The 17388-nt window shown below is 73.0% G+C and carries 19 protein-coding genes; 7 read left to right on the top strand and 12 right to left on the bottom strand.

Annotation, left to right across the window (positions count from 1 at the left end; all coding sequences use genetic code 11):
- Positions 1 to 60: 60 nt before the first annotated feature.
- The gene (locus ACH4ZX_RS03000) at positions 61 to 852 is read right to left on the bottom strand and encodes a peptidoglycan-binding protein (RefSeq protein WP_398266463.1); all 792 of its coding nucleotides are present in this window, start codon (positions 850 to 852) and stop codon (positions 61 to 63) included.
- An 84-nt stretch (positions 853 to 936) separates the two neighbouring features.
- Complete coding sequence (locus ACH4ZX_RS02995) at positions 937 to 1770, bottom strand: hypothetical protein (RefSeq protein WP_398266460.1); 834 nt, start codon at positions 1768 to 1770, stop codon at positions 937 to 939.
- Positions 1771 to 1926: 156 nt separating this feature from the next.
- On the opposite strand from ACH4ZX_RS02995, the gene ACH4ZX_RS02990 reads away from it, so the two are divergent.
- Together ACH4ZX_RS02990 and ACH4ZX_RS02985 are read left to right on the top strand one after the other, a co-directional pair.
- Positions 1927 to 2661: a TetR family transcriptional regulator gene (locus tag ACH4ZX_RS02990; protein WP_398266457.1), complete on the top strand. Its 735-nt coding sequence runs from the start codon at positions 1927 to 1929 to the stop codon at positions 2659 to 2661.
- A 149-nt stretch (positions 2662 to 2810) separates the two neighbouring features.
- Positions 2811 to 3224, top strand: coding sequence for a Zn-ribbon domain-containing OB-fold protein (locus ACH4ZX_RS02985; protein WP_398266454.1), 414 nt, complete (start codon positions 2811 to 2813; stop codon positions 3222 to 3224).
- 7 nt (positions 3225 to 3231) lie between these two features.
- Here the strand turns inward: ACH4ZX_RS02985 and paaI are convergent, their stop codons facing one another.
- The 3 genes from paaI to ACH4ZX_RS02970 all read right to left on the bottom strand — a co-directional run bounded on the left by paaI (position 3232) and on the right by ACH4ZX_RS02970 (position 5441).
- Positions 3232 to 3666: a hydroxyphenylacetyl-CoA thioesterase PaaI gene (gene paaI / locus ACH4ZX_RS02980; protein WP_398266451.1), complete on the bottom strand. Its 435-nt coding sequence runs from the start codon at positions 3664 to 3666 to the stop codon at positions 3232 to 3234.
- Between the two features lie 75 nt (positions 3667 to 3741).
- Positions 3742 to 4128, bottom strand: a complete 387-nt coding sequence (locus ACH4ZX_RS02975; protein WP_398266448.1) for a PPOX class F420-dependent oxidoreductase — start codon at positions 4126 to 4128, stop codon at positions 3742 to 3744.
- A 134-nt stretch (positions 4129 to 4262) separates the two neighbouring features.
- Positions 4263 to 5441: a MalY/PatB family protein gene (locus tag ACH4ZX_RS02970; RefSeq protein ID WP_398266445.1), complete on the bottom strand. Its 1179-nt coding sequence runs from the start codon at positions 5439 to 5441 to the stop codon at positions 4263 to 4265.
- Positions 5442 to 5466: 25 nt separating this feature from the next.
- On the opposite strand from ACH4ZX_RS02970, the gene ACH4ZX_RS02965 reads away from it, so the two are divergent.
- Both ACH4ZX_RS02965 and ACH4ZX_RS02960 read left to right on the top strand, forming a co-directional pair.
- Positions 5467 to 6636, top strand: a complete 1170-nt coding sequence (locus tag ACH4ZX_RS02965; RefSeq protein ID WP_398266442.1) for a hypothetical protein — start codon at positions 5467 to 5469, stop codon at positions 6634 to 6636.
- A 64-nt stretch (positions 6637 to 6700) separates the two neighbouring features.
- Positions 6701 to 8083: a S1 family peptidase gene (locus ACH4ZX_RS02960; RefSeq protein WP_398266439.1), complete on the top strand. Its 1383-nt coding sequence runs from the start codon at positions 6701 to 6703 to the stop codon at positions 8081 to 8083.
- Between the two features lie 166 nt (positions 8084 to 8249).
- Here the strand turns inward: ACH4ZX_RS02960 and ACH4ZX_RS02955 are convergent, their stop codons facing one another.
- The 3 genes from ACH4ZX_RS02955 to ACH4ZX_RS02945 all read right to left on the bottom strand — a co-directional run bounded on the left by ACH4ZX_RS02955 (position 8250) and on the right by ACH4ZX_RS02945 (position 10292).
- The gene (locus ACH4ZX_RS02955) at positions 8250 to 8438 is read right to left on the bottom strand and encodes a hypothetical protein (RefSeq protein WP_360750621.1); all 189 of its coding nucleotides are present in this window, start codon (positions 8436 to 8438) and stop codon (positions 8250 to 8252) included.
- A gap of 191 nt (positions 8439 to 8629) precedes the next feature.
- The gene (locus tag ACH4ZX_RS02950; RefSeq protein ID WP_398266435.1) at positions 8630 to 9328 is read right to left on the bottom strand and encodes a L,D-transpeptidase; all 699 of its coding nucleotides are present in this window, start codon (positions 9326 to 9328) and stop codon (positions 8630 to 8632) included.
- Between the two features lie 157 nt (positions 9329 to 9485).
- Complete coding sequence (locus ACH4ZX_RS02945) at positions 9486 to 10292, bottom strand: SDR family NAD(P)-dependent oxidoreductase (RefSeq protein WP_398266432.1); 807 nt, start codon at positions 10290 to 10292, stop codon at positions 9486 to 9488.
- A gap of 50 nt (positions 10293 to 10342) precedes the next feature.
- Between ACH4ZX_RS02945 and ACH4ZX_RS02940 the strand changes: the two genes are divergently transcribed.
- Positions 10343 to 10879 (top strand): hypothetical protein, encoded by a 537-nt coding sequence (locus tag ACH4ZX_RS02940; protein ID WP_398266429.1) that lies wholly within the window; start codon positions 10343 to 10345, stop codon positions 10877 to 10879.
- A 93-nt stretch (positions 10880 to 10972) separates the two neighbouring features.
- On the opposite strand, the gene ACH4ZX_RS02935 is transcribed toward ACH4ZX_RS02940, so the two are convergent.
- From ACH4ZX_RS02935 to ACH4ZX_RS02925, 3 genes are all read right to left on the bottom strand, one after another.
- Positions 10973 to 11887, bottom strand: coding sequence for an SDR family oxidoreductase (locus tag ACH4ZX_RS02935; RefSeq protein WP_398266426.1), 915 nt, complete (start codon positions 11885 to 11887; stop codon positions 10973 to 10975).
- Positions 11888 to 12072: 185 nt separating this feature from the next.
- Positions 12073 to 12702 (bottom strand): MBL fold metallo-hydrolase, encoded by a 630-nt coding sequence (locus ACH4ZX_RS02930; RefSeq protein WP_398266423.1) that lies wholly within the window; start codon positions 12700 to 12702, stop codon positions 12073 to 12075.
- The gene (locus ACH4ZX_RS02925) at positions 12702 to 13787 is read right to left on the bottom strand and encodes an S-(hydroxymethyl)mycothiol dehydrogenase (protein ID WP_398266420.1); all 1086 of its coding nucleotides are present in this window, start codon (positions 13785 to 13787) and stop codon (positions 12702 to 12704) included. Before ACH4ZX_RS02925 ends, ACH4ZX_RS02930 begins: the two co-directional genes overlap by 1 nt.
- A 159-nt stretch (positions 13788 to 13946) precedes the next feature.
- Between ACH4ZX_RS02925 and ACH4ZX_RS02920 the strand changes: the two genes are divergently transcribed.
- Positions 13947 to 15698, top strand: coding sequence for an ABC transporter ATP-binding protein (locus ACH4ZX_RS02920; RefSeq protein WP_398266417.1), 1752 nt, complete (start codon positions 13947 to 13949; stop codon positions 15696 to 15698).
- A gap of 41 nt (positions 15699 to 15739) precedes the next feature.
- Here the strand turns inward: ACH4ZX_RS02920 and ACH4ZX_RS02915 are convergent, their stop codons facing one another.
- On the bottom strand, positions 15740 to 15862 hold the full coding sequence (locus ACH4ZX_RS02915; RefSeq protein ID WP_398266414.1) for a hypothetical protein: 123 nt from the start codon (positions 15860 to 15862) through the stop codon (positions 15740 to 15742).
- A 230-nt stretch (positions 15863 to 16092) separates the two neighbouring features.
- Here ACH4ZX_RS02915 and ACH4ZX_RS02910 point away from each other — a divergent pair, with 230 nt between their 5' ends.
- Positions 16093 to 17349, top strand: a complete 1257-nt coding sequence (locus ACH4ZX_RS02910; RefSeq protein ID WP_398266411.1) for a YncE family protein — start codon at positions 16093 to 16095, stop codon at positions 17347 to 17349.
- Positions 17350 to 17388: the final 39 nt, after the last annotated feature.

Here is a 17388-nt window from a genome sequence, read left to right as displayed (position 1 = left end):
GTGTCCGCGCCGTGTCCATGCCGTGTCCGCGCCGTGTCCGCGCCGTGTGGCCCGTTCGAGTCAGCCGGTGCCCGACGCGGTCCGGGACTCCAGCGCGGTACGGGTGTCGTCGCCGTAGACGCCGGTCTCGTCGCCCCGGATGCCGTACCAGAGCTGGAAGCGGGCGACGGCCGCGGTGAGGGCGGCGTCGTAACGGCCGCTGGTGGACCCGTGGTCGTAGACGTTCGGGATGCGCAGCAGGCGCTGCTGCAGGTCCGTCACCCGCGGTCCGCTGTCGCCCTCGCGCAGGGTGCCCGCGCCGTCGGGATCGGCCTGGCCCGCGGCCGGCGCGGAGGCGGTGGGGGTCGGCTCGGCGGACGCGGTCGGCGCGGGCGCGCCGGCCGACGCGGCGTGGTGCCGGCCGGGCAGCAGGAGGGCGCCGCCGAAGCCGACGAGCGCGGCCGCGGCGACGGCGATGGCGAGGGCGGCGCGGCGCTGGCCGGGACCGGGAGCGGGAGCGGGAGCGGGACCGAAGCGGTCCGGGCGTGCGGGCCCGGTACGCATCGGCCCGGTACCCACGGACCCGGCGCCGGCACGACCTGCGCCGCGCGGCCCGGCGCCGACCCGGCCGACACCGCGCGAGCCCGTGCCGCGCGGGCCCGCGCGGTCGTCGTCGCGGACGGGTGGCATCTCCCGGGTGGCGTCCTCGGAGCCGGACGGCGGCCCGGGCACCGGGACGGCCTCGTAGCTGGCGTCCTGGGGCAGGTCGCGCAGCAGTTCGGCCAGGGCGTCGGTGCGGCGCATGCGCAGGACGCGGACCGGTTCCAGGGGCGGCCGGTCGCCCGGTGAGCCGGATGCGCGCGGTGTCGGCACAGTGCTCTCCTTCCGTCCCGTGGCAGGGGTCCCCGTCCCCCGGGAAGACATACGCGGCCGGAGCGCCGGGAGTTCAGCCGACGGTCAGACCGGCGCGGCGAGGAAGCGGTGCAGGGACTCCTTCAGGGCGGTGACGAACGCGTCCCTGCGGGCCTCGTCGAGGGCGTCCAGGGAGAGGTAGGGGTTGAGATCCTCGAGTTCCACGAGGAGCAGTCCGCCGTCTGGGGCACGGCAGGCGTCGACGCGCTGGATGCCGTGATCGATGGCGTTCCACGCGATGAAGCGCCGGGCGAACTCCAGGTCCGCGGCGGTGGGTTCGTACGGTTCGAGCTGCCAGCGCCGGTCGGGGCGCGGCGCGTACAGGGCGTACTGGAAGCGGTCGTCGACGAAGTAGAAGGAGACCTCGTAGGAGAAGTCGACGCGCGGCTGGACCAGCACGTCGCCGTCCGTCAGCTCGGGCAGGCGGCCGGCGGGGACGACGGACAGGCCCGCGGAGTCGGCGCCCCGCTTGGGCTTGACCACGTACGCGTCCGCGGCGGGCAGCAGCGGCAGGTCGGCCGCGCGGTCGACGGTGGGGATGACCGGGTACCCGGCGGCGGCCAGTTCGACGAGGTACTGCTTGCCGACCATGTCCGCCTTGCCGGTGAGCTGGTTGTAGACGCGGGTCCCGCGGGCCGCCGCCCGCGCGCGGAAGGCGTCGTAGGCGTCCTGGTGGCCGAGGACCGGTCCGCTGTTGCGGACGACGACGGCGTCGAAGGCGTCCATCAGCGCGGCCGCGTCGCGGGGGTGGGCCAGGGCCAGGTCGAAGTCCTCGCGCAGCCGGGAGGTGAGGTATATGTCCTCGTCGCAGTAGCGGCGTCCGCGTGCCGGGTACGACAGGTCGGTGACGTACAGCAGGCGGGCTCGGGCGGAGGACATGCGGGCTCCTCGGGCGTGCGGTTCCGGGCGGGGCGTGGGGTGCGGAAAGGTTACGCCAGGGGGTGCGGGGACCCGCCCCCGGAGCGGAGTGCACTCAGTTCCCCAGTTGTAGTGCACTGAGTGCCATTTGCGGCGCCAAGTGCTACGTTCCCGTCCATGAGCTCCGGCAACGCGGCGCACCGTCGCGACCTGAAGGGCGAGACGGCGCCCGCGAAGCCGCCCATCCGGGAGGCGCTGATCGCGGCGGCCTTCCGGCTGTTCCTGGAGCGGGGGTACGAGCAGACGACGGTGGACGACATCGTCGCGCTGGCGGGTGTCGGGCGGCGGTCGTTCTTCCGCTACTTCCCCTCCAAGGAGGACGTGGTCTTCCCCGAACACGAGCGGTGCCTGTCCGACATGACGGCGTTCCTCGCCCGCAGCGCCGACGACGACGAGCCGGTGCTCCGGGTCTGCGAGGCGGCCCGACTGGTGCTGCGGATGTACGCCGAGAACCCCGCCTTCTCCGTGCAGCGCTACCGCCTCACCAAGCGGGTGCCCGTGCTGCGCTCGCACGAACTGTCGGTGGTGTGGCGCTACGAGCGCACCTTCGCCGAGTACCTGCGCGCCCGCTTCGCCGGCCGCCGGGACGGCATCCTGCGGGCCGACGTCATCGCGGCGGCCGTGGTGGCGGCGCACAACAACGCCCTGCGCTCCTGGCTGCGTTCGAGCGGGCAGGGCGACGCGAGCGCCGCGCTGGACCACGCCCTGGGCTACGTCCAGTCGGCGTTCGGCTCCCCCGGCGGCCGCTCCGACGCCGACGAGCCCGAGGACGTGGTGGTCGTCGTCGCCCGCCGCGGGGCCCCGCTGTGGCGGGTGGTCCAGGAGATCGAAGCCGCTCAGGGCCGGAACTGAGTCGCAAAAAAAGGGAACCCAGTACCTTTACCTATGGCACTGAGTGCCATACTCTACCGCTGTGCACGGTGGCACGGTGACCGCGCACACCCGTGCCCGGGTGCTTCGCGCACGTGGGATTCCGGCCGAGTGCGAGGAGTTGGACCAGCGTGTACCACCACTCAGGAAACGTTGCCCATCAGGCAGGCGGCTCCGCGGCGGGCGTGCTCGATCCCGGCACGCGGGACTCGGACAGCATCCTCTTCCAGCGCTGCACGTGGTGCGGCACCGCGATGTACCACCGGCTGCTGTGCCCGGTGTGCCAGGGCAGCGACCTGCGCACGGAGCGCAGCGAGGGCGTGGGCACGGTCCGCCACTCCACGGTGGTGCACCGCAACACCCCCGCCGCGCGCAACGTCTCGCTGGTGGAGATGGCCGAGGGGTTCGTCGTGCGCGGCCGGGTCATGGGCCCGCCGATCGGCATACACAGCGGCGACCGGGTGCGGCTGTCCACCGCGAAGGACCCGGTCCGCGGCGAGCCGGTGTTCCAGCTCGTCGACGAGCCCTACCGGGCCTGGACCTGACGGCCGGTCAGTCCGGCGCAGGCGGTCCGGCCGCGGCCCCGAGCGTGCGGCTGCGGCCGCGGAACTCGGCGATCACCTGGCCGCCGCGCCGCACGGTCACGTCGTAGATCCCGCTGCGGCCCGAGCGGGTGCGTTCCTCGGCCACCGCCGTCAGCACGTCGCCCTCGTGGGCGGGGGCCACGAAGTCGATGCCGGCGCCGGCCGCGACCGTAACGGGGCCGTGACTGTTGCAGGCGCAGGCGAACGCGGCGTCGGCGAGCAGGAACAGGCATCCGCCGTGGGCGGTGCCGTGGCCGTTGAGCATCCGCGCGGTGACCGTCATCCGCAGCACGGCCCGGCCCGCGGCGTGCTCCAGCAACTCGATGCCCATGCGCTCGGCCGCCCGGTCCGCGTCGAACACACGCCGCGCGGGGTCCTCCGCCGCACCCTCGTCCTGCCTCACCGCTGCCCTGCTCCAGTCACCCGGCAGTCCTCCTGGTGGTACGTCGTCGTCGCGCGGCTCGGGGGCCGCGGGTGTCTAGGACCGGGGCGTCAGCCGGATGCCGACGGTTCCGTCCAGGCCCCGGCGCAGCCGGCTGCCGAGGAGGGTGAGGCGGCCGAGGACGCCGTACTTGCGGCGGATCAGCTCGCGGTAGCGGGCGAGGGTCGCCTCGTCGGCGATCTCCGCGGTGGCGGGGGTCTGGGGGCCGGTCGGGTTGCCGCGCACGTCGCAGGGGCCGACCAGGACCTCCGGGCGGGCCCTGATCCGTTTCACCTTCCAGGAGTCGGCGCTCGTCCACACGCCGAGCGTGTCGCCGTCGCGCACCACCCACACCGGGGTGGCCACCGGGGTGCCGTTCTTCCGGTAGCTGGTGACCAGCAGGTACTTGCCCTCACCGAGCCGCTTCAGCGGTGTGTCGTCCATTACAGGAGTCTAGGCAGTGCGGACGCCGGCGACTCGGCGCGCCCGTCGTCCGCCGCTGCGCGAAGCCGTGCGCGGCTGTGCGGGCCGTGCGCGGCTGTGCGGGGTGCGTGGCGTGCGGGGCGCACGTGGCCGCCTCAGCCGAGTGCCGCGGTCATCCGCCGTACGCCCTCGGTGAGCACCTCCGGGGAGGCCGCCAGGTTCAGCCGCGCGTGCCCCGCACCGCCAGCGCCGAAGGGGATGCCCGAGTTCAGGGCGACCCGGCCGCGCTCCAGGAAGACGTCCGCCGGGTCGTCGCCGAGGCCCAGCGCACGGCAGTCGAGCCAGGCGAGGTAGGTCGCCTCGCCCGGCCGGTGGGCGATCGCGGGCAGGTGCTCGGCCAGCAGGGCGGTGAGCAGCCGCCGGTTGTCGTCGAGGGCGGCGAGCAGCGCGTCGAGCCAGGCGGTGCCCCCGCGCAGGGCCGCGGTGTGGGCGATGACGCCGAGGTGGCTGGGCCCGTGGCCGACCTCCTCGGGCATCCGGGCGAGGTCGGCGGCGGCCGCGGGGCCCGCGATCGCGAGCGCGGCCTTGAGTCCCGCCAGGTTCCACGCCTTCGACGCGGACATCAGCGACAGGCCGTTCTCGGCGCCGGGCACGCTCAGGTACGGCACGAAGGGGACGCCCGGTGCGGTGAGCGGGGCGTGGATCTCGTCGGCGACCACGCGCACGCCGTACCGGTCGGCGAGAGCGGCGACGGCGGCCAGTTCGCCTGCGGTGTGCACGGTGCCGGTCGGGTTGTGCGGACTGCACAGCAGGAACGCGGCCCGGCGTCCGTGCGCGGCCGCCCGCGCGAAGGCGTCCCGCAGCACGTCGAGGTCGATGCGCCCGTCCGCGCCGAGCGGCGCCTCGGCCACCCGCCGGTCCATGTGCTCGAGGAAATGGAAGAACGGCGGATACACGGGCGGGTTCACGATCACCGGATCGCCGGGCCCGGTGACCAGCTTGATCATCTCGACGACGCCGAGCATGACGTCCGGCACGACGGCCGTGCGCTCCACCGCGACGCCGTCCCACCCCCACCGCTCGGCGGCGAACCCCGCTAGCGCCTCGGCGTACCCGGTGCCGGCCGGATAGCCGGTGTCCCCGAGGGCGAGCGCCTCAGTCACCGCGCGGACGACGGGCTCGGCGAGCGGGACGTCCATCTCGGCCACCCACATCGGCAGCACGTCGGCGGGGTGGGCGCGCCACTTCATGCTCGTACGGCGCCGCAGCCGGTCGAGGGAGAGCACCCGCAGGGGATTCGGTTCACCGGCCGGTTCGTGCGGGATCCTGGTCATGAGGCTCAAGATAGGGGGCTGCGGCGTGAGCGGGAACGACGCGTACGGACCGCCGGTCGCGCCTGCGCGGGACGCCGGTGTCCTGGAGGTCGCCTGCGACGAGTCGGGCTCCGACGGCGAGAACCTCACCGGCGGGAACACCGACGTGTTCGCCCACGCCAGTGTGCGGCTGACCGTGCCGGAGGCGGCCGGACACCTGCGGGAGATCCGGGACCGGATCCGCTCCCCCGCGGAGGAGTACAAGGCCGGCCATCTGCTGCGGGAGAAGCACCGGGCGGTGCTGGAGTGGCTGCTCGCGCCCGGCGGGCCGATCCACGGCGCCGCGCATGTGCACCTGACGGAGAAGGCGTTCTTCGTCGTGGAGCGGACCGCCGGTCTGCTGCTGGGCGACGGCGGGCCGGCCCTCCCCCTCTTCCGGGCCGGACCGCGGGTGTTCGGCGACGGGCTGTGGCGGGACTTCCTCGACGCGGCCAACCGCCTGCTGCGCGTGCGCGACGGCGGGGAGCCCGTCGACGTGTTCTTCCGGGCCGTCGGCCTGCTGCGCCGTGTGGCGGCCGGTGCGGAGGCGGCGGACGTCCTGGAGCGGTTCGCGGCGGCCCGCGGACGCGCGGACGCCCATCGGGCCGGGATCCTGGCCGGGCGGCCCCTGATCCCCGTCCTCAATCCCCTGCTGCCGTCCATCGTCAGGACGGCCGCGTACTGGAGCCGGGGCGGACGCCGGATCCGTCTGGTGCACGACCGGCAGAACCTGCTGACGCCGGACCGCATCGCGTGGATCGAGGAGACGGCCCATGGGTCCGGGATCACGCTCGACGGGCTGCGGCTCGTGGCCGCCCGGGAGGACCCGAGGGTGCAGCTCGCGGACTTCCTCGCCGGGATCGCCCGCAAGATCGGCTCCGACGAGCTGCACCGCCGGGCGGACCCCGCACTGACCTCGCTGCTACGGCCGTACGTGGACGCGGCGTCGGTGTGGGGCGACGAGCGCAGCCGGGAGACGCTCGTCGGGCGGTCCGCCGGTCCGGCGCCCTCGGCGGATCCCGACCGTGCCGTCCGGATGGCCGGCCGGCGCGGTGGCGCACCGCTTTCCGCTCCGGCGCCACAGCATCCGAGCCGGCCCGGAACCCCTGTCGCCGCGAAGCGTGGAGAGGACCGTCCGCGCGGTGAACGCGGGCGGGCCCGGCCTCGTATGGAGTGAGGGCGCTCGACGACCGGAGCGCTCCGCGGTGACACCGCGCTGTTCGGGGTTTCGGGAGCCAGGCATGAGGCACGCACGACGACGGATCGCCCGGCGAGTGGCACGGCTGGCGGCCGTCGGCGGACTTCTGCTGGGCGGGGGCATGGTGGCGCAGGCCGCCATGGCGGGGGAACCCGCCGGCACCTCCGCGGTTCCCCTCAGCGCGGCCCGGTCGTCGTCGGGCACGGGCGCCGCGCTCGTCGCCGAGCTGGGCGCCTCCCGCACGGCGGGCACCTGGATCGGCGCCGACGGCCGCCCGGTCGTCGCGGTGACCGACAAGGCGGCGGCCGCCCGGGTGGAACGCGCCGGAGCCACGGCGACGATGGTGCGGCACAGCATGAACGAGCTGAAGTCGGCGACGGCGACGCTGCGTTCGGCGCCGCGCGTGGCGGGCACCGCCTGGGTGCTGGACTACCGGTCGAATCAGGTTGTCGTGCGGGCGGACAGCACCGTCTCCGCCGGGGACTGGTCCCGGATGACCCAAGTGGCTTCCGGCATCGGCAGCTTCGTCCGCATGGAACGCAGCCCCGGCAGGTTCACGACCCGCCTCAACGGGGCGCAGCCGATCCTGTCGACCACCGGTCGCTGCTCGGCGGGCTTCAACGTGACGAACGGGCAGAGCGACTTCATTCTCACCGCCGGGCACTGCGGACCCGCCGGCTCCCTCTGGTTCGCCGACAACCAGGGCCGGCAGCAGCTCGGCAAGACCGTTCAACAGGACTTCCCCGGCAGCGACTTCTCGCTGGTGCAGTACGCGAGCGGTTCGGCCGGCCAGGGCGCGGACGTGGTGGCGATCGGCAACGGCAACGGGGTGCGGATCACGGGTGTGGGCGATCCGGCCGTCGGACAGCGGGTGTTCCGCAGCGGCAGCACCAGCGGTCTGCACGACGGCCAGGTGACGGGCCTCGACGCGACGGTCAACTACCCGGAGGGCACGGTCACCGGGCTGATCGAGACGAACGTGTGCGCCGAACCCGGCGACAGCGGCGGCCCGTTGTTCTCCGAGGGGATCGCGCTGGGCGTGACCTCGGGCGGGAGCGGTGACTGCACCACGGGCGGCACGACGTTCTTCCAGCCGGTGACGAAGGCGATGCAGGCGCTCGGCGTCCAGCTGATCGTGTCCAAGCAGGCGGCCTCCGGGCAGAGCGCCTCCCCGGCGCCCGCGCCGTCCGCCTCCGCGACGCGCAGCGCGATCGCACCGGGCGCCGCCTCGCCCGGCTCCTCCGCACCGGCGACGGGCACCGCGGCCGGTTCCACGCCGCTGGCCCGCCTGTCCGACCCCAGGAACATCGGGCCGGGTCTGCTGGTGGTCGCCGGCAGCCTGATCGCGCTGGTGGCCACCCGCTACCTCCGCGCCGAGCAGGACCGCAAGGCCTACCAGCGGTACTACTCGGCGACGTGGGGCTGAGGCATCCGGCCGCGCCGCCCCCGGGCGTCAGCGCACACCGCGACAGCAGGCCGCCCGGTGACGACGACGCCGTGGCGGACGGCCGAGGTCAGTGCGAGGAGGGCGCCCATCGGTTCAGGGGTGCCCCGGGACGGCGCGTTGACGCGTGAGCGCCTTCAGCGGGCGCTCAGGCCGCCTTCACCGGGTGCGGGGCCGCCACGGCGGCCCACTCCAGGACGAGCCGCTGGTATTCCTCGCGCTGCTCGACGCTCAGTGTCCCGCCCGACCGGCGCCAAAGGGCCCGGATCTCCTCGTTGACCTCGTCCGCCGAACGATCGGAAACGGGTTCAACAGTGGTGGACATGGTGTGAAGCATACGGGGGCTGCCGTGAAGGCTGCGTGAATAATAAGGGAAAAATCCGACATTAAGGACCGTGGCGCTGATCACGTCGTGTCAGAGGCCGTCGGCGCCAGCGGCACGACAGGCCCGAGGGCGGCCACCGGTTCCCCGGTGGCCGCCCTCGTTCCCCGGCTGCTGCCCGCGGCTGCCGCCGGGGCCTGCTGCCGTCAGGTGCCCGGCTTGCGGCCGTAGACGAACACGTCGTCGCCGGTCTTCAGCAGCGACCAGTACTTCTTCGCGGTCGTCGTGGTCATGTTGACGCAGCCGTGCGAGCCCGGCGGGTTCCACATGCTGAGGTTGACCGAGTGGAAGGCCTGGCCGCCGTCGAAGAACTGGCTGTACGGCATCGGCACGTTGTAGATGTTCGAGACGTGGTCGATGTCCCGCCAGTAGATCTTCTTCAGGCCGGTGCGGGTCTCGTACCCGTCACGGCCGGTACGGACCGGGACGGGCCCGTAGACGAGCTTGTTGCCGTCCTGGATCCAGCTGAGCTGGAGCGAGAGGTTCACGCAGGCGATGCGCCCCTTGTTCACCGGGCACTTGCCGTCCTTGTTGGGGTTGCTGCCGACGGCCTTCTGCTTGTTCATGAGATCCATCACACCCCAGGTGACGGGCCCCGCGTAGCCGATGTTCGGCGTGATGCCGTGCTTGTTCTGGAAGGCCTGGATGGCCTTGCAGTCGGTGGACGACTGCTTGCCGTCCACGGTCAGGCCGAGAAACTTCTCCACCTGCTTCTGGTACGGACCGGTCTTCGTGGTGCAGCTCGTGGCGGCCTGCGCCGGCGCGGTGCCCAGCGTGAGCGCGAGCGGCGCAACCAGCCCGGTGATCCCGAATGCGACGGCTGCCCGTCTGCCTATGCCCCCCATGGCGGCACATTCCCTTCCTGAGTGGTCCTTGTCACTTACCTGGACCATCCACCCAGGCAAGAGGTTGCGGACCACCGTAAGCTGCGACGAAACGGTGACCAAACCAGGCCTCGCGGCGGCGCCGGCGACCGATCAGCCGGGTGGACAACGCTGTGGGTCACTCCCCCTGGATCCCGTCGCGCTCTCCGGTGACCTGCTGAAAGCCCGTGTTGACGGCGGTGAGGCCGCCGTCGACCACCAGTGAGGTGCCGGTGATCCAGGCCGCGTCGCGGGAGGCGAGGAAGGCGACGGCCGCGGCGATGTCCTCCGGTTCGCCGACCCGCCCCAGCGGGTACAGCGGGCGCAGCGCCTCCAGGTGGTCGTCGCGTCCCTCCCACGCCGAGGTGCGCACGGTGCCCGGCACGACGAGGTTGACCCGCACTCCGCGGGCGGCCGCCTGCCCGGCCAGGGTTCGGGTGAGGGAGCCGAGTCCGGCCTTGGCCGCGCTGTAGGCGTGGCCGCCGAAGTCCTGCATGCCGTTGACGGAACCGATGCTGACGACCGCGCCACGACCGGAGGCGGCCAGGTGCGGGAGGGCGGCGCGGCAGCAGCGGTAGGCGCCGGTGAGGGTGACGTCGAGGTCGCGGGCCCACGCCTCGTCCGTACCGTCCTCGAACAGCGCCGTGTCCGGCGTGCAGTTGGCCGCGCTGTTGACCAGGACGTCCAGTGACCCGAAGGCGTCCACGGCGTGGGCGACGGCCGCCTCCACGGACCGCCGGTCGGCGACGTCGCACGCCAACGCCTCGACGGCGAGCCCCTGTTCGCGCAGCGCGCCCGCGGTCCTGGCCGCCTCCGCGCCGTCCGCGTCGGTCGCCAGCACCCGCGCGCCCTCCGCGGCGAACCGCCGGGCGACGGCGGCGCCGATGCCGCGGGCGGCGCCGGTGACGAGAATCCCGTACCCCTCGAAACGCTTGGTGTCAGCCATGGGCCGACGCTACTCCCCGGGCGATCAAGAGGGCAGGTAGCGTGCGCCGCATGTCCGCGTTCATACAGCAACTGCCCGCGCTCATCGGCGTGGTGATCGGTGCGCTCGGTTCGTACGTGGTGGTCGTGCGCGGGGATCGGGCCAGGTTCCGGCGGGAGCAGGCCGCCCGCTGGGAGGAGCGCCGGTACGCGGCGTACGCCGACTGGGCGCGGTCGTTGAAGCAGACCGTCACGCTGAACTACCGGCTGGCCGCGCACTTCGGGAACGATCCCCATCCGCACCCGCTGTCGCCCGAGGAGGCGAAGCCGCTGCTGGCCGAGGCGCAGACCGCCCGGGACCCGCACGGGGAGGCGCTGATCCTGCTGGGCAGCCCCCGCGTGGTGGAGAAGGGACGGGAGTGGGTGGTCACGGTACTGGAGATGGAGGCGTTCCTGCGAGAGGGCCGGCGGGACCCGGGGGGCTGGCAGGTGCTGCTGGACCGTCAGCGCGCCGGGCGCGAGGCCTACTACGCGGCCGTGCGGCAGGATCTGGCCCTGCCGCCGGGCCACTCGGCGCGCTGGCCGCTGCCTCCTGCCGCCCGCCCCTGACGGGCTCTCGGTCACCGGCCGCCGACCGGTCCAGCCCCTGACCGGTCCAGCTCCCGACCGGTCCAGCTCCCGACCGGTCCGGCCCCCGACCGGTCAGCGGTAGCCGGTCACGTCGGCCGGTCTGCCCGCGTCCTGCACCTCGACCAGGTACCGCCAGGCGTCCGGGCGGCTGCCGTCGAGGTCCGTGAAGCCGTAGACGCGGGCGAGCCCCCCGCTGGACAGGGACCGGCCGTTGAAGCGGGCCGCGTCGGGGTCGGCGGCGAGTGCGGCGACCGCGCGCCCCACGAAGCGCGGGGTCTCGGAGATCGCGAAGTGCGGGACGCGTTCGAGGGCGTCGCGCCAGTTGTCCTCGCCGACTCCGAAATGGTCGAGCATGATCTCCGAGCGGAGCCAGCCGGGCGTCAGGGCGACGGCGGTCGCGCCGCGCGGGCCGAGTTCGTGGCCGAGGGCGAAGGCCATGCGCAGCACGGACGCCTTGGCGAGGTCGTAGAAGAAGGAGACCCGGTAGGTGTCGCGGTTGTAGTCGGCGGTCCCGTCGGTCATCTCCACGACCAGGCCGCCCGGCCGGCGCAGCAGCAGGGGCAGGGCGTGGTGGCTGGTGATCGCGTGGGTCTCGACGGCGAGCCGCAGCAGCCGCAGTCCCTTGTCGAGGTCGTGCTCCCACACGGGCCTGTCCCACTCGAAGAGGTTCTCGCCGCCCCAGATGTCGTTGACGAGGACGTCGAGGCGGCCCTGTTCGTCGTCGACGCGGTCGACGAGGGCGCGGACCTGCGCGGGGTCGAGGTGGTCGGTGGGTACGGCGATGCCGTGGCCGCCGGCCTCGGTGACGAGGTCGGCGGTGTCCTCGATCGTCTCCGGGCGGTCGTACTCGGAGCGGTGCGCGCGGGTGCTGCGCCCGGTGACGTAGACGGTGGCGCCGGCCGCGCCGAGTTCCACCGCGATCCCGCGCCCCGCGCCGCGCGTCGCCCCGGCGACCAGCGCCACCCTGCCCTTCAGCGGTCCGGACATGCCCGGCCTCCCGTTACCTCGTGGCTGTCGTCCGCACTGCCGTGCGGGCTCGCGGTCGAGGGTGCCGGGAAAGCCGGACACCTTCTGTCGGCTTTCCGCAGGAGGTTTTCCGCAGGCGGCTTCTTGCAGGCGGTTTTCCGCAGGCGGCTTTTCGCGGAACGGGTGCGGTGCGCCGGGCCGGTCGGTCAGTGGCCGCGGTCGATCCACTCCTGCAGGTGCGGGGCCTCGGCGCCGATGGTGGTCTCCTCGCCGTGGCCGGTGAGGACCCTGGTCTCGGGCGGGAGGGTGAGCAGGCGATCGCGGATCGAGTCGATGATGGTCGGGAAGTGGGAGAAGGAGCGGCCGGTCGCGCCCGGTCCGCCCTGGAACAGGGTGTCGCCGGTGAACACCGTGGCCAGGCCCGGGTCATAGAGGCAGACGGCGCCCGGCGCGTGCCCGGGGGTGTGCAGGACGGTGAGGTCGGCGCCCGCCGCCTCGATGACCAGGCCGTCGCGCAGGTGGGCGTCGGGGTCCCGGTCGGGGTGGGTCTGCTTCCACAGCGGCAGGTCGTCGGGGTGCAGCCAGATGGCGGCGCCGGTGCGGTCGGCCAGGGCGGGGGCGGCGTCGATGTGGTCGTTGTGGGCGTGCGTGCACACGATGGCGGTCAGGCGCCGGTCGCCGACGGCCTCGGCGATGGCGTCGGCGTCGTGCGCTGCGTCGATGACGACGGCCTCGTGGTCGTCGCCGACGATCCACACATTGTTCTCGACGTCCCAGGTGCCGCCGTCGAGCGTGAACTGGCCGGAGGTGACGAGGCGTTCGATGCGCGCGGCCATCACAGCACCACCACCGAGCGCAGCACGTCGCCGTGGTGCATCCGCTCGAACGCCTTCTCCACGTCGGTGAGTTCGATGGTCTCGGTGACGAAAGCGCCCAGGTCCAGGCGTCCTTGCAGGTGCAGGTCGATGAGCATCGGGAAGTCCCGGGAGGGCAGGCAGTCGCCGTACCAGGAGGACTTCAGCGCGCCGCCGCGGCCGAAGACGTCCAGCAGCGGCAGCTCCAGCTTCATCTCCGGGGTCGGCACGCCGACCAGGACGACCGTGCCGGCCAGGTCGCGGGCGTAGAAGGCCTGCTGGTACGTCTCCGGGCGGCCGACCGCCTCGATGACCACGTCGGCGCCGAAGCCGCCGGTCAGTTCGCGGATCGCCTCGACCGGGTCGGTGGAACGGGAGTTGACCGTGTGGGTGGCGCCCATGGAGCGGGCGGTCTCGAGCTTGCGGTCGTCGATGTCCACGGCGATGATCTTCGCCGCGCCGGCCAGCCGGGACCCGGCGATCGCGGCGTCGCCGACGCCGCCGCAGCCGATGACCGCCACGCTGTCGCCGCGCCCCACGTTGCCGGTGTTGATGGCCGCGCCGATGCCCGCCATCACCCCGCAGCCCAGCAGGCCGGCCACCTGCGGCGCGACGGACGCGTCGACCTTGGTGCACTGCCCGGCCGCGACCAGCGTCTTCTCCGCGAACGCGCCGATGCCCAGGGCCGGGGACAGCTCGGTGCCGTCGGTCAGGGTCATCTTCTGCCCGGCGTTGTGCGTGTCGAAGCAGTACCAGGGCCGTCCGCGCAGACACGCCCGGCACTGGCCGCACACCGCCCGCCAGTTGAGGATCACGAAGTCGCCCGGTGCGACGTCGGTGACCCCCTCGCCGACCGACTCGACGACGCCCGCCGCCTCGTGCCCGAGCAGGAAGGGGAACTCGTCGTTGATCCCGCCCTGCTTGTAGTGCAGGTCGGTGTGGCACACCCCGCACGCCTGCACCTGGACGACCGCCTCGCCCGGTCCGGGGTCGGGCACGACGATCGTCTCCACCCGCACCGGCTCGTTCTTGCCGGGTGCGATCACGCCGCGTACTTCCTGTGCCATGTGCTGAACCCTTCCGTGGGCCGATGTCCGTGCTTCCCGACCCTACGCGTGACTGATCGGTAACGGCACGGCGTGGAGCGCCGGCGGAGATCCCGCACGACCCGGGCGAGCGCCGCCCACGTAGCCTGATGCCTTCCGCCCGCCCGCCGAAGGAGTGCCGTGAGCATCGCAGAGGCCCAGCCCGGTCCGCCCGCCTGGCGGCTGCTGTTCGGATACGTACGGCCGCACCGGTGGGCCCTGCTGGCGGGCGCCGTGCTGTCGCTCGTCACCGGGGCCACCGGCCTGCTGCTGCCGCTGGTGGCCAAGGGACTGATCGACGACCTCTCCCACGACCGGGCGATCACCGGCGCGCTGGTGACCATGTCGGTTCTCGTGGTCGCCAACGCGGCGGTGGGGGCGCTGGGTTCGTACGTGCTGCGGCGCACCGCGGAGTCCGTGGTGCTCGGGGCGCGGCGGGCCCTGTCGTCGTACCTGCTGCGGCTGCGGGTCCCGGCCGTCGACCGCAGCGAGCCGGGCGACCTGATGGCGCGCATCACCTCCGACACCACCCTGCTGCGCCAGGTCACCACCGAATCGCTCGTCGGCCTGGGCACGGGCGGGCTGACGCTGCTGGCGACCGTGGCGATGATGGCGCTGGTGGACCCGGTGCTGCTCGGGGTCACCCTGGCCGTGATCCTCCTGGCGGGCACGGTGCTCGGGGTGATCGTGCCGCGCATCAACCGGGCCAGCAGGCAGGCGCAGGACGCGGTGGGCGTGATGGGCGCCTCGCTGGAGCGGATCCTCGGCGCGCTGCGCACGGTGAAGGCGTCCGGCGCCGAGCAGCGGGAGGAACACACGCTGCACGCGGCGGCCGAGGAGTCGTGGCGGCAGAGCGTGCGGGCCGCGAAGTGGTCGGCGGCGGCCGGCAACACGGCGGGACTGGCGATGCAGATCGCGTTCATCACGGTGCTCGCGGTGGGCGGGGCGCGGGTGGCGACCGGCGCGATCGAGGTGGGCACGCTGGTGGCGTTCCTGCTGTACGTCTTCTACCTGATGTCGCCGATCCAGGCGGTGGTCGGGGCGGTCACCCAGTACCAGACGGGCGCCGCGGCCCTCGCCCGGATCCAGGAGGCGCTGCGGCTGCCCGCCGAGCCGGCGGCCGCCCCCGCGCCGCTGCCCACGGCGGACGACGAGCCGGCCGCGGTGGCCTTCGACGACGTCCGCTTCCGGTACGCCGACGACCTCCCGTACGTCCACCACGGGGTGACGTTCACCGTGCCCGCCCGGGGGATGACCGCGTTCGTGGGCCCGTCCGGCGCCGGCAAGACGACGGTGTTCTCCCTCATCGAGCGGTTCTACGACCCCGAGTCGGGGACCGTCACCCTCGACGGCCGCGACGTCGCCGACTGGGAGCTGCCGCGGCTGCGTTCGGCGATCGGCTACGTGGAGCAGGACGCTCCGGTCCTGTCGGGTTCGCTGCGGGACAACCTGCTGCTGGGCAATCCGGAGGCGGACGACGGGGATGTCGCTCGGGTGCTGAAGACGACCCGCCTCGACGGTCTGGTCGCCCGGCTGCCGGCCGGGCTCGACACGCTGGTGGGACACCGGGGCACCAAGCTGTCGGGCGGTGAGCGGCAGCGCGTCGCCATCGCCCGCGCGCTGCTGCGCCGTCCGCGGCTGCTGCTCCTGGACGAGGCGACCTCGCAGCTGGACGCCGTGAACGAGGCGGCGCTGCGCGACACCGTGGCCGACGTCGCGCGGACCACCACGGTGCTCGTCGTCGCGCACCGCCTCTCCACGGTGACGATGGCGGACCGGATCGTCGTCATGGACGCGGGCCGGGTGCGTGCGGTGGGCACGCACCGGGAACTGGTGGCCGCCGACCCGCTGTACGCGGAACTGGCGGCGACGCAGTTCCTGGCGACGGCCTGAGGCTCCCCACGGCCCCGGCCGGCCGCCCGGCCCGGGGGTGATCAGCGCATCCAGGCGCTGTGATCCATGACGTCGCCGGCCTCGACGCGGTACTCGGGCCGGTCGCGGGTGCAGGTGGTCTCCATGCCCAGGACGGCGCCGACGGCCGGGTCCGTGATCAGCATCCGGCTACGACGGCGTCCGCTGCCTTCAGGATGCGAAGTGGCCGTTGTCCGGCGCGAGTTCGGCCTCCTCGGCCGGTCGGATGATTTTGTCGTGCACACAGTCTTGTGGAGCGGGGGTCCCCTTCCTTACTTTCCAGTAAGTACAAATCTGAACGTGCCTCATGTTCAGTGTGCAGCCGAGCCGCACTTCGGCATGCTCCCGTCACCCCACTCCAGAGGAGAGAGCCGTCATGCCTGCTTTCAGAACCAGGCACCTTTGTTCCGTGGCCGCCGCCCTCGCGCTGACCGTCGCCGCTCCCGCCACCGCCGCCACGGCCGCCACGGACGCCTCCTCCGCCGGCCTGCGCGAGGTGATGTTCGTCGGCAACAACTGGGACGGAACCGCCGACGTCATCAAGTCCACCGGTGACTTCGCCAAGGTCGGCCGGATCAATGTCGTGCCCGACAAGGACCAGCGGATGGCGGAGATCAACGCCGATCCGATCAAGTGGATCTACTTCATGGCGATCCGCAACGGCGTCGGCGAGGGGCACGACCAGTTCGTCGACGACATGTACTCCACGCCGGACGGCACGTCGGTCGTGGTGTCCCGGCCGAGTTTCGCCGACGTCGTGTCGATCGACCTGTCCACCGGGAAGATCAACTGGCGTTTCGCCGTGTCCGGTTACCGCAGCGACCACATGGCCGTCTCCCCCGACGGCACCCGGGTGGCGGTGTCCGCGTCGACCGCGAACACCGTGCACGTGCTGGACATCGCCACCGGCAAGCAGCTGGGCAAGTTCGCGACCGGCGACAAGCCGCACGAGAACATCTTCACCAAGGACGGCAAGTACATCTGGAACATGTCGATCGGCGACGTGAACACCTCGCTCGACGACCCGTCCGCCGACTGGACGAAGGGCGACCGGCACATCACGGTCGTGGACGCGACGACGTACAAGCAGGTCAAGGTCATCGACATGCGCGACCGGCTGGACGCCATCGGCCTGAAGAACTTCTCGGACGCGGTCCGCCCGGCGGTGTTCACCCCCGACGAGTCCAAGCTGTACTTCCAGGTCTCCTTCTTCAACGGCTTCCTGGAGTACGACGTCGCCGCCGACAAGATCACCCGGGTGAAGACGCTGCCGAAGAACCCGGCGACCAGCGAGGACCGCACCACCTGGGTCAACGACTCGCGCCACCACGGCATCTCGATGAGCCCGGACGGCGCCAAGCTGTGCGTCGCGGGCACGATGGACGACTACGCGACGGTCGTCGACCGGGCCACCCTCCAGGAGGGCGACCTGGTGACCGCCTCCAAGCCGTACTGGGCCACCGTCAGCGGCGACGGCAAGGACTGCATCGTCTCCGAGAGCGGCGCCGACCAGGTCACCGCCATCGACTTCGCCACCGGCAAGAAGGTCCTGTCCGTCCCCGTCGGCGACCACCCGCAGCGGGTGCGTCTGGGCCACGTGCAGGCGGACTGGACGGGGCCGTCGGCGGGCTGACGAGCCGGCCGGCACGCGCGGGAGGTCCCGGGCCGGAGC

Source organism: Streptomyces sp. NPDC020490 (genome assembly GCF_044335305.1).
Lineage (GTDB): Bacteria > Actinomycetota > Actinomycetes > Streptomycetales > Streptomycetaceae > Streptomyces.
Note: the sequence above shows the minus strand (reverse complement) of the source record. Positions and strands in the feature narration are given on the sequence as shown.

What these genes read in the sequence shown, in the direction of transcription:
- ACH4ZX_RS02970 (WP_398266445.1), bottom strand. Translation starts at nt 5,441, where the DNA reads ATGACCAGGATCCCGCACGAACCGGCCGGTGAACCGAATCCCCTGCGG.
- ACH4ZX_RS02930 (WP_398266423.1), bottom strand. Translation starts at nt 12,702, where the DNA reads ATGGCCGCGCGCATCGAACGCCTCGTCACCTCCGGCCAGTTCACGCTC.
- ACH4ZX_RS02910 (WP_398266411.1), top strand. Translation starts at nt 16,093, where the DNA reads ATGCCTGCTTTCAGAACCAGGCACCTTTGTTCCGTGGCCGCCGCCCTC.
- ACH4ZX_RS02995 (WP_398266460.1), bottom strand. Translation starts at nt 1,770, where the DNA reads ATGTCCTCCGCCCGAGCCCGCCTGCTGTACGTCACCGACCTGTCGTAC.
- ACH4ZX_RS02935 (WP_398266426.1), bottom strand. Translation starts at nt 11,887, where the DNA reads ATGTCCGGACCGCTGAAGGGCAGGGTGGCGCTGGTCGCCGGGGCGACG.
- ACH4ZX_RS02990 (WP_398266457.1), top strand. Translation starts at nt 1,927, where the DNA reads ATGAGCTCCGGCAACGCGGCGCACCGTCGCGACCTGAAGGGCGAGACG.
- ACH4ZX_RS02915 (WP_398266414.1), bottom strand. Translation starts at nt 15,862, where the DNA reads ATGCTGATCACGGACCCGGCCGTCGGCGCCGTCCTGGGCATGGAGACC.
- ACH4ZX_RS02925 (WP_398266420.1), bottom strand. Translation starts at nt 13,787, where the DNA reads ATGGCACAGGAAGTACGCGGCGTGATCGCACCCGGCAAGAACGAGCCG.
- ACH4ZX_RS02955 (WP_360750621.1), bottom strand. Translation starts at nt 8,438, where the DNA reads ATGCTTCACACCATGTCCACCACTGTTGAACCCGTTTCCGATCGTTCG.
- ACH4ZX_RS02960 (WP_398266439.1), top strand. Translation starts at nt 6,701, where the DNA reads ATGAGGCACGCACGACGACGGATCGCCCGGCGAGTGGCACGGCTGGCG.
- ACH4ZX_RS02945 (WP_398266432.1), bottom strand. Translation starts at nt 10,292, where the DNA reads ATGGCTGACACCAAGCGTTTCGAGGGGTACGGGATTCTCGTCACCGGC.
- ACH4ZX_RS02950 (WP_398266435.1), bottom strand. Translation starts at nt 9,328, where the DNA reads ATGGGGGGCATAGGCAGACGGGCAGCCGTCGCATTCGGGATCACCGGG.
- ACH4ZX_RS02940 (WP_398266429.1), top strand. Translation starts at nt 10,343, where the DNA reads ATGTCCGCGTTCATACAGCAACTGCCCGCGCTCATCGGCGTGGTGATC.
- ACH4ZX_RS02975 (WP_398266448.1), bottom strand. Translation starts at nt 4,128, where the DNA reads ATGGACGACACACCGCTGAAGCGGCTCGGTGAGGGCAAGTACCTGCTG.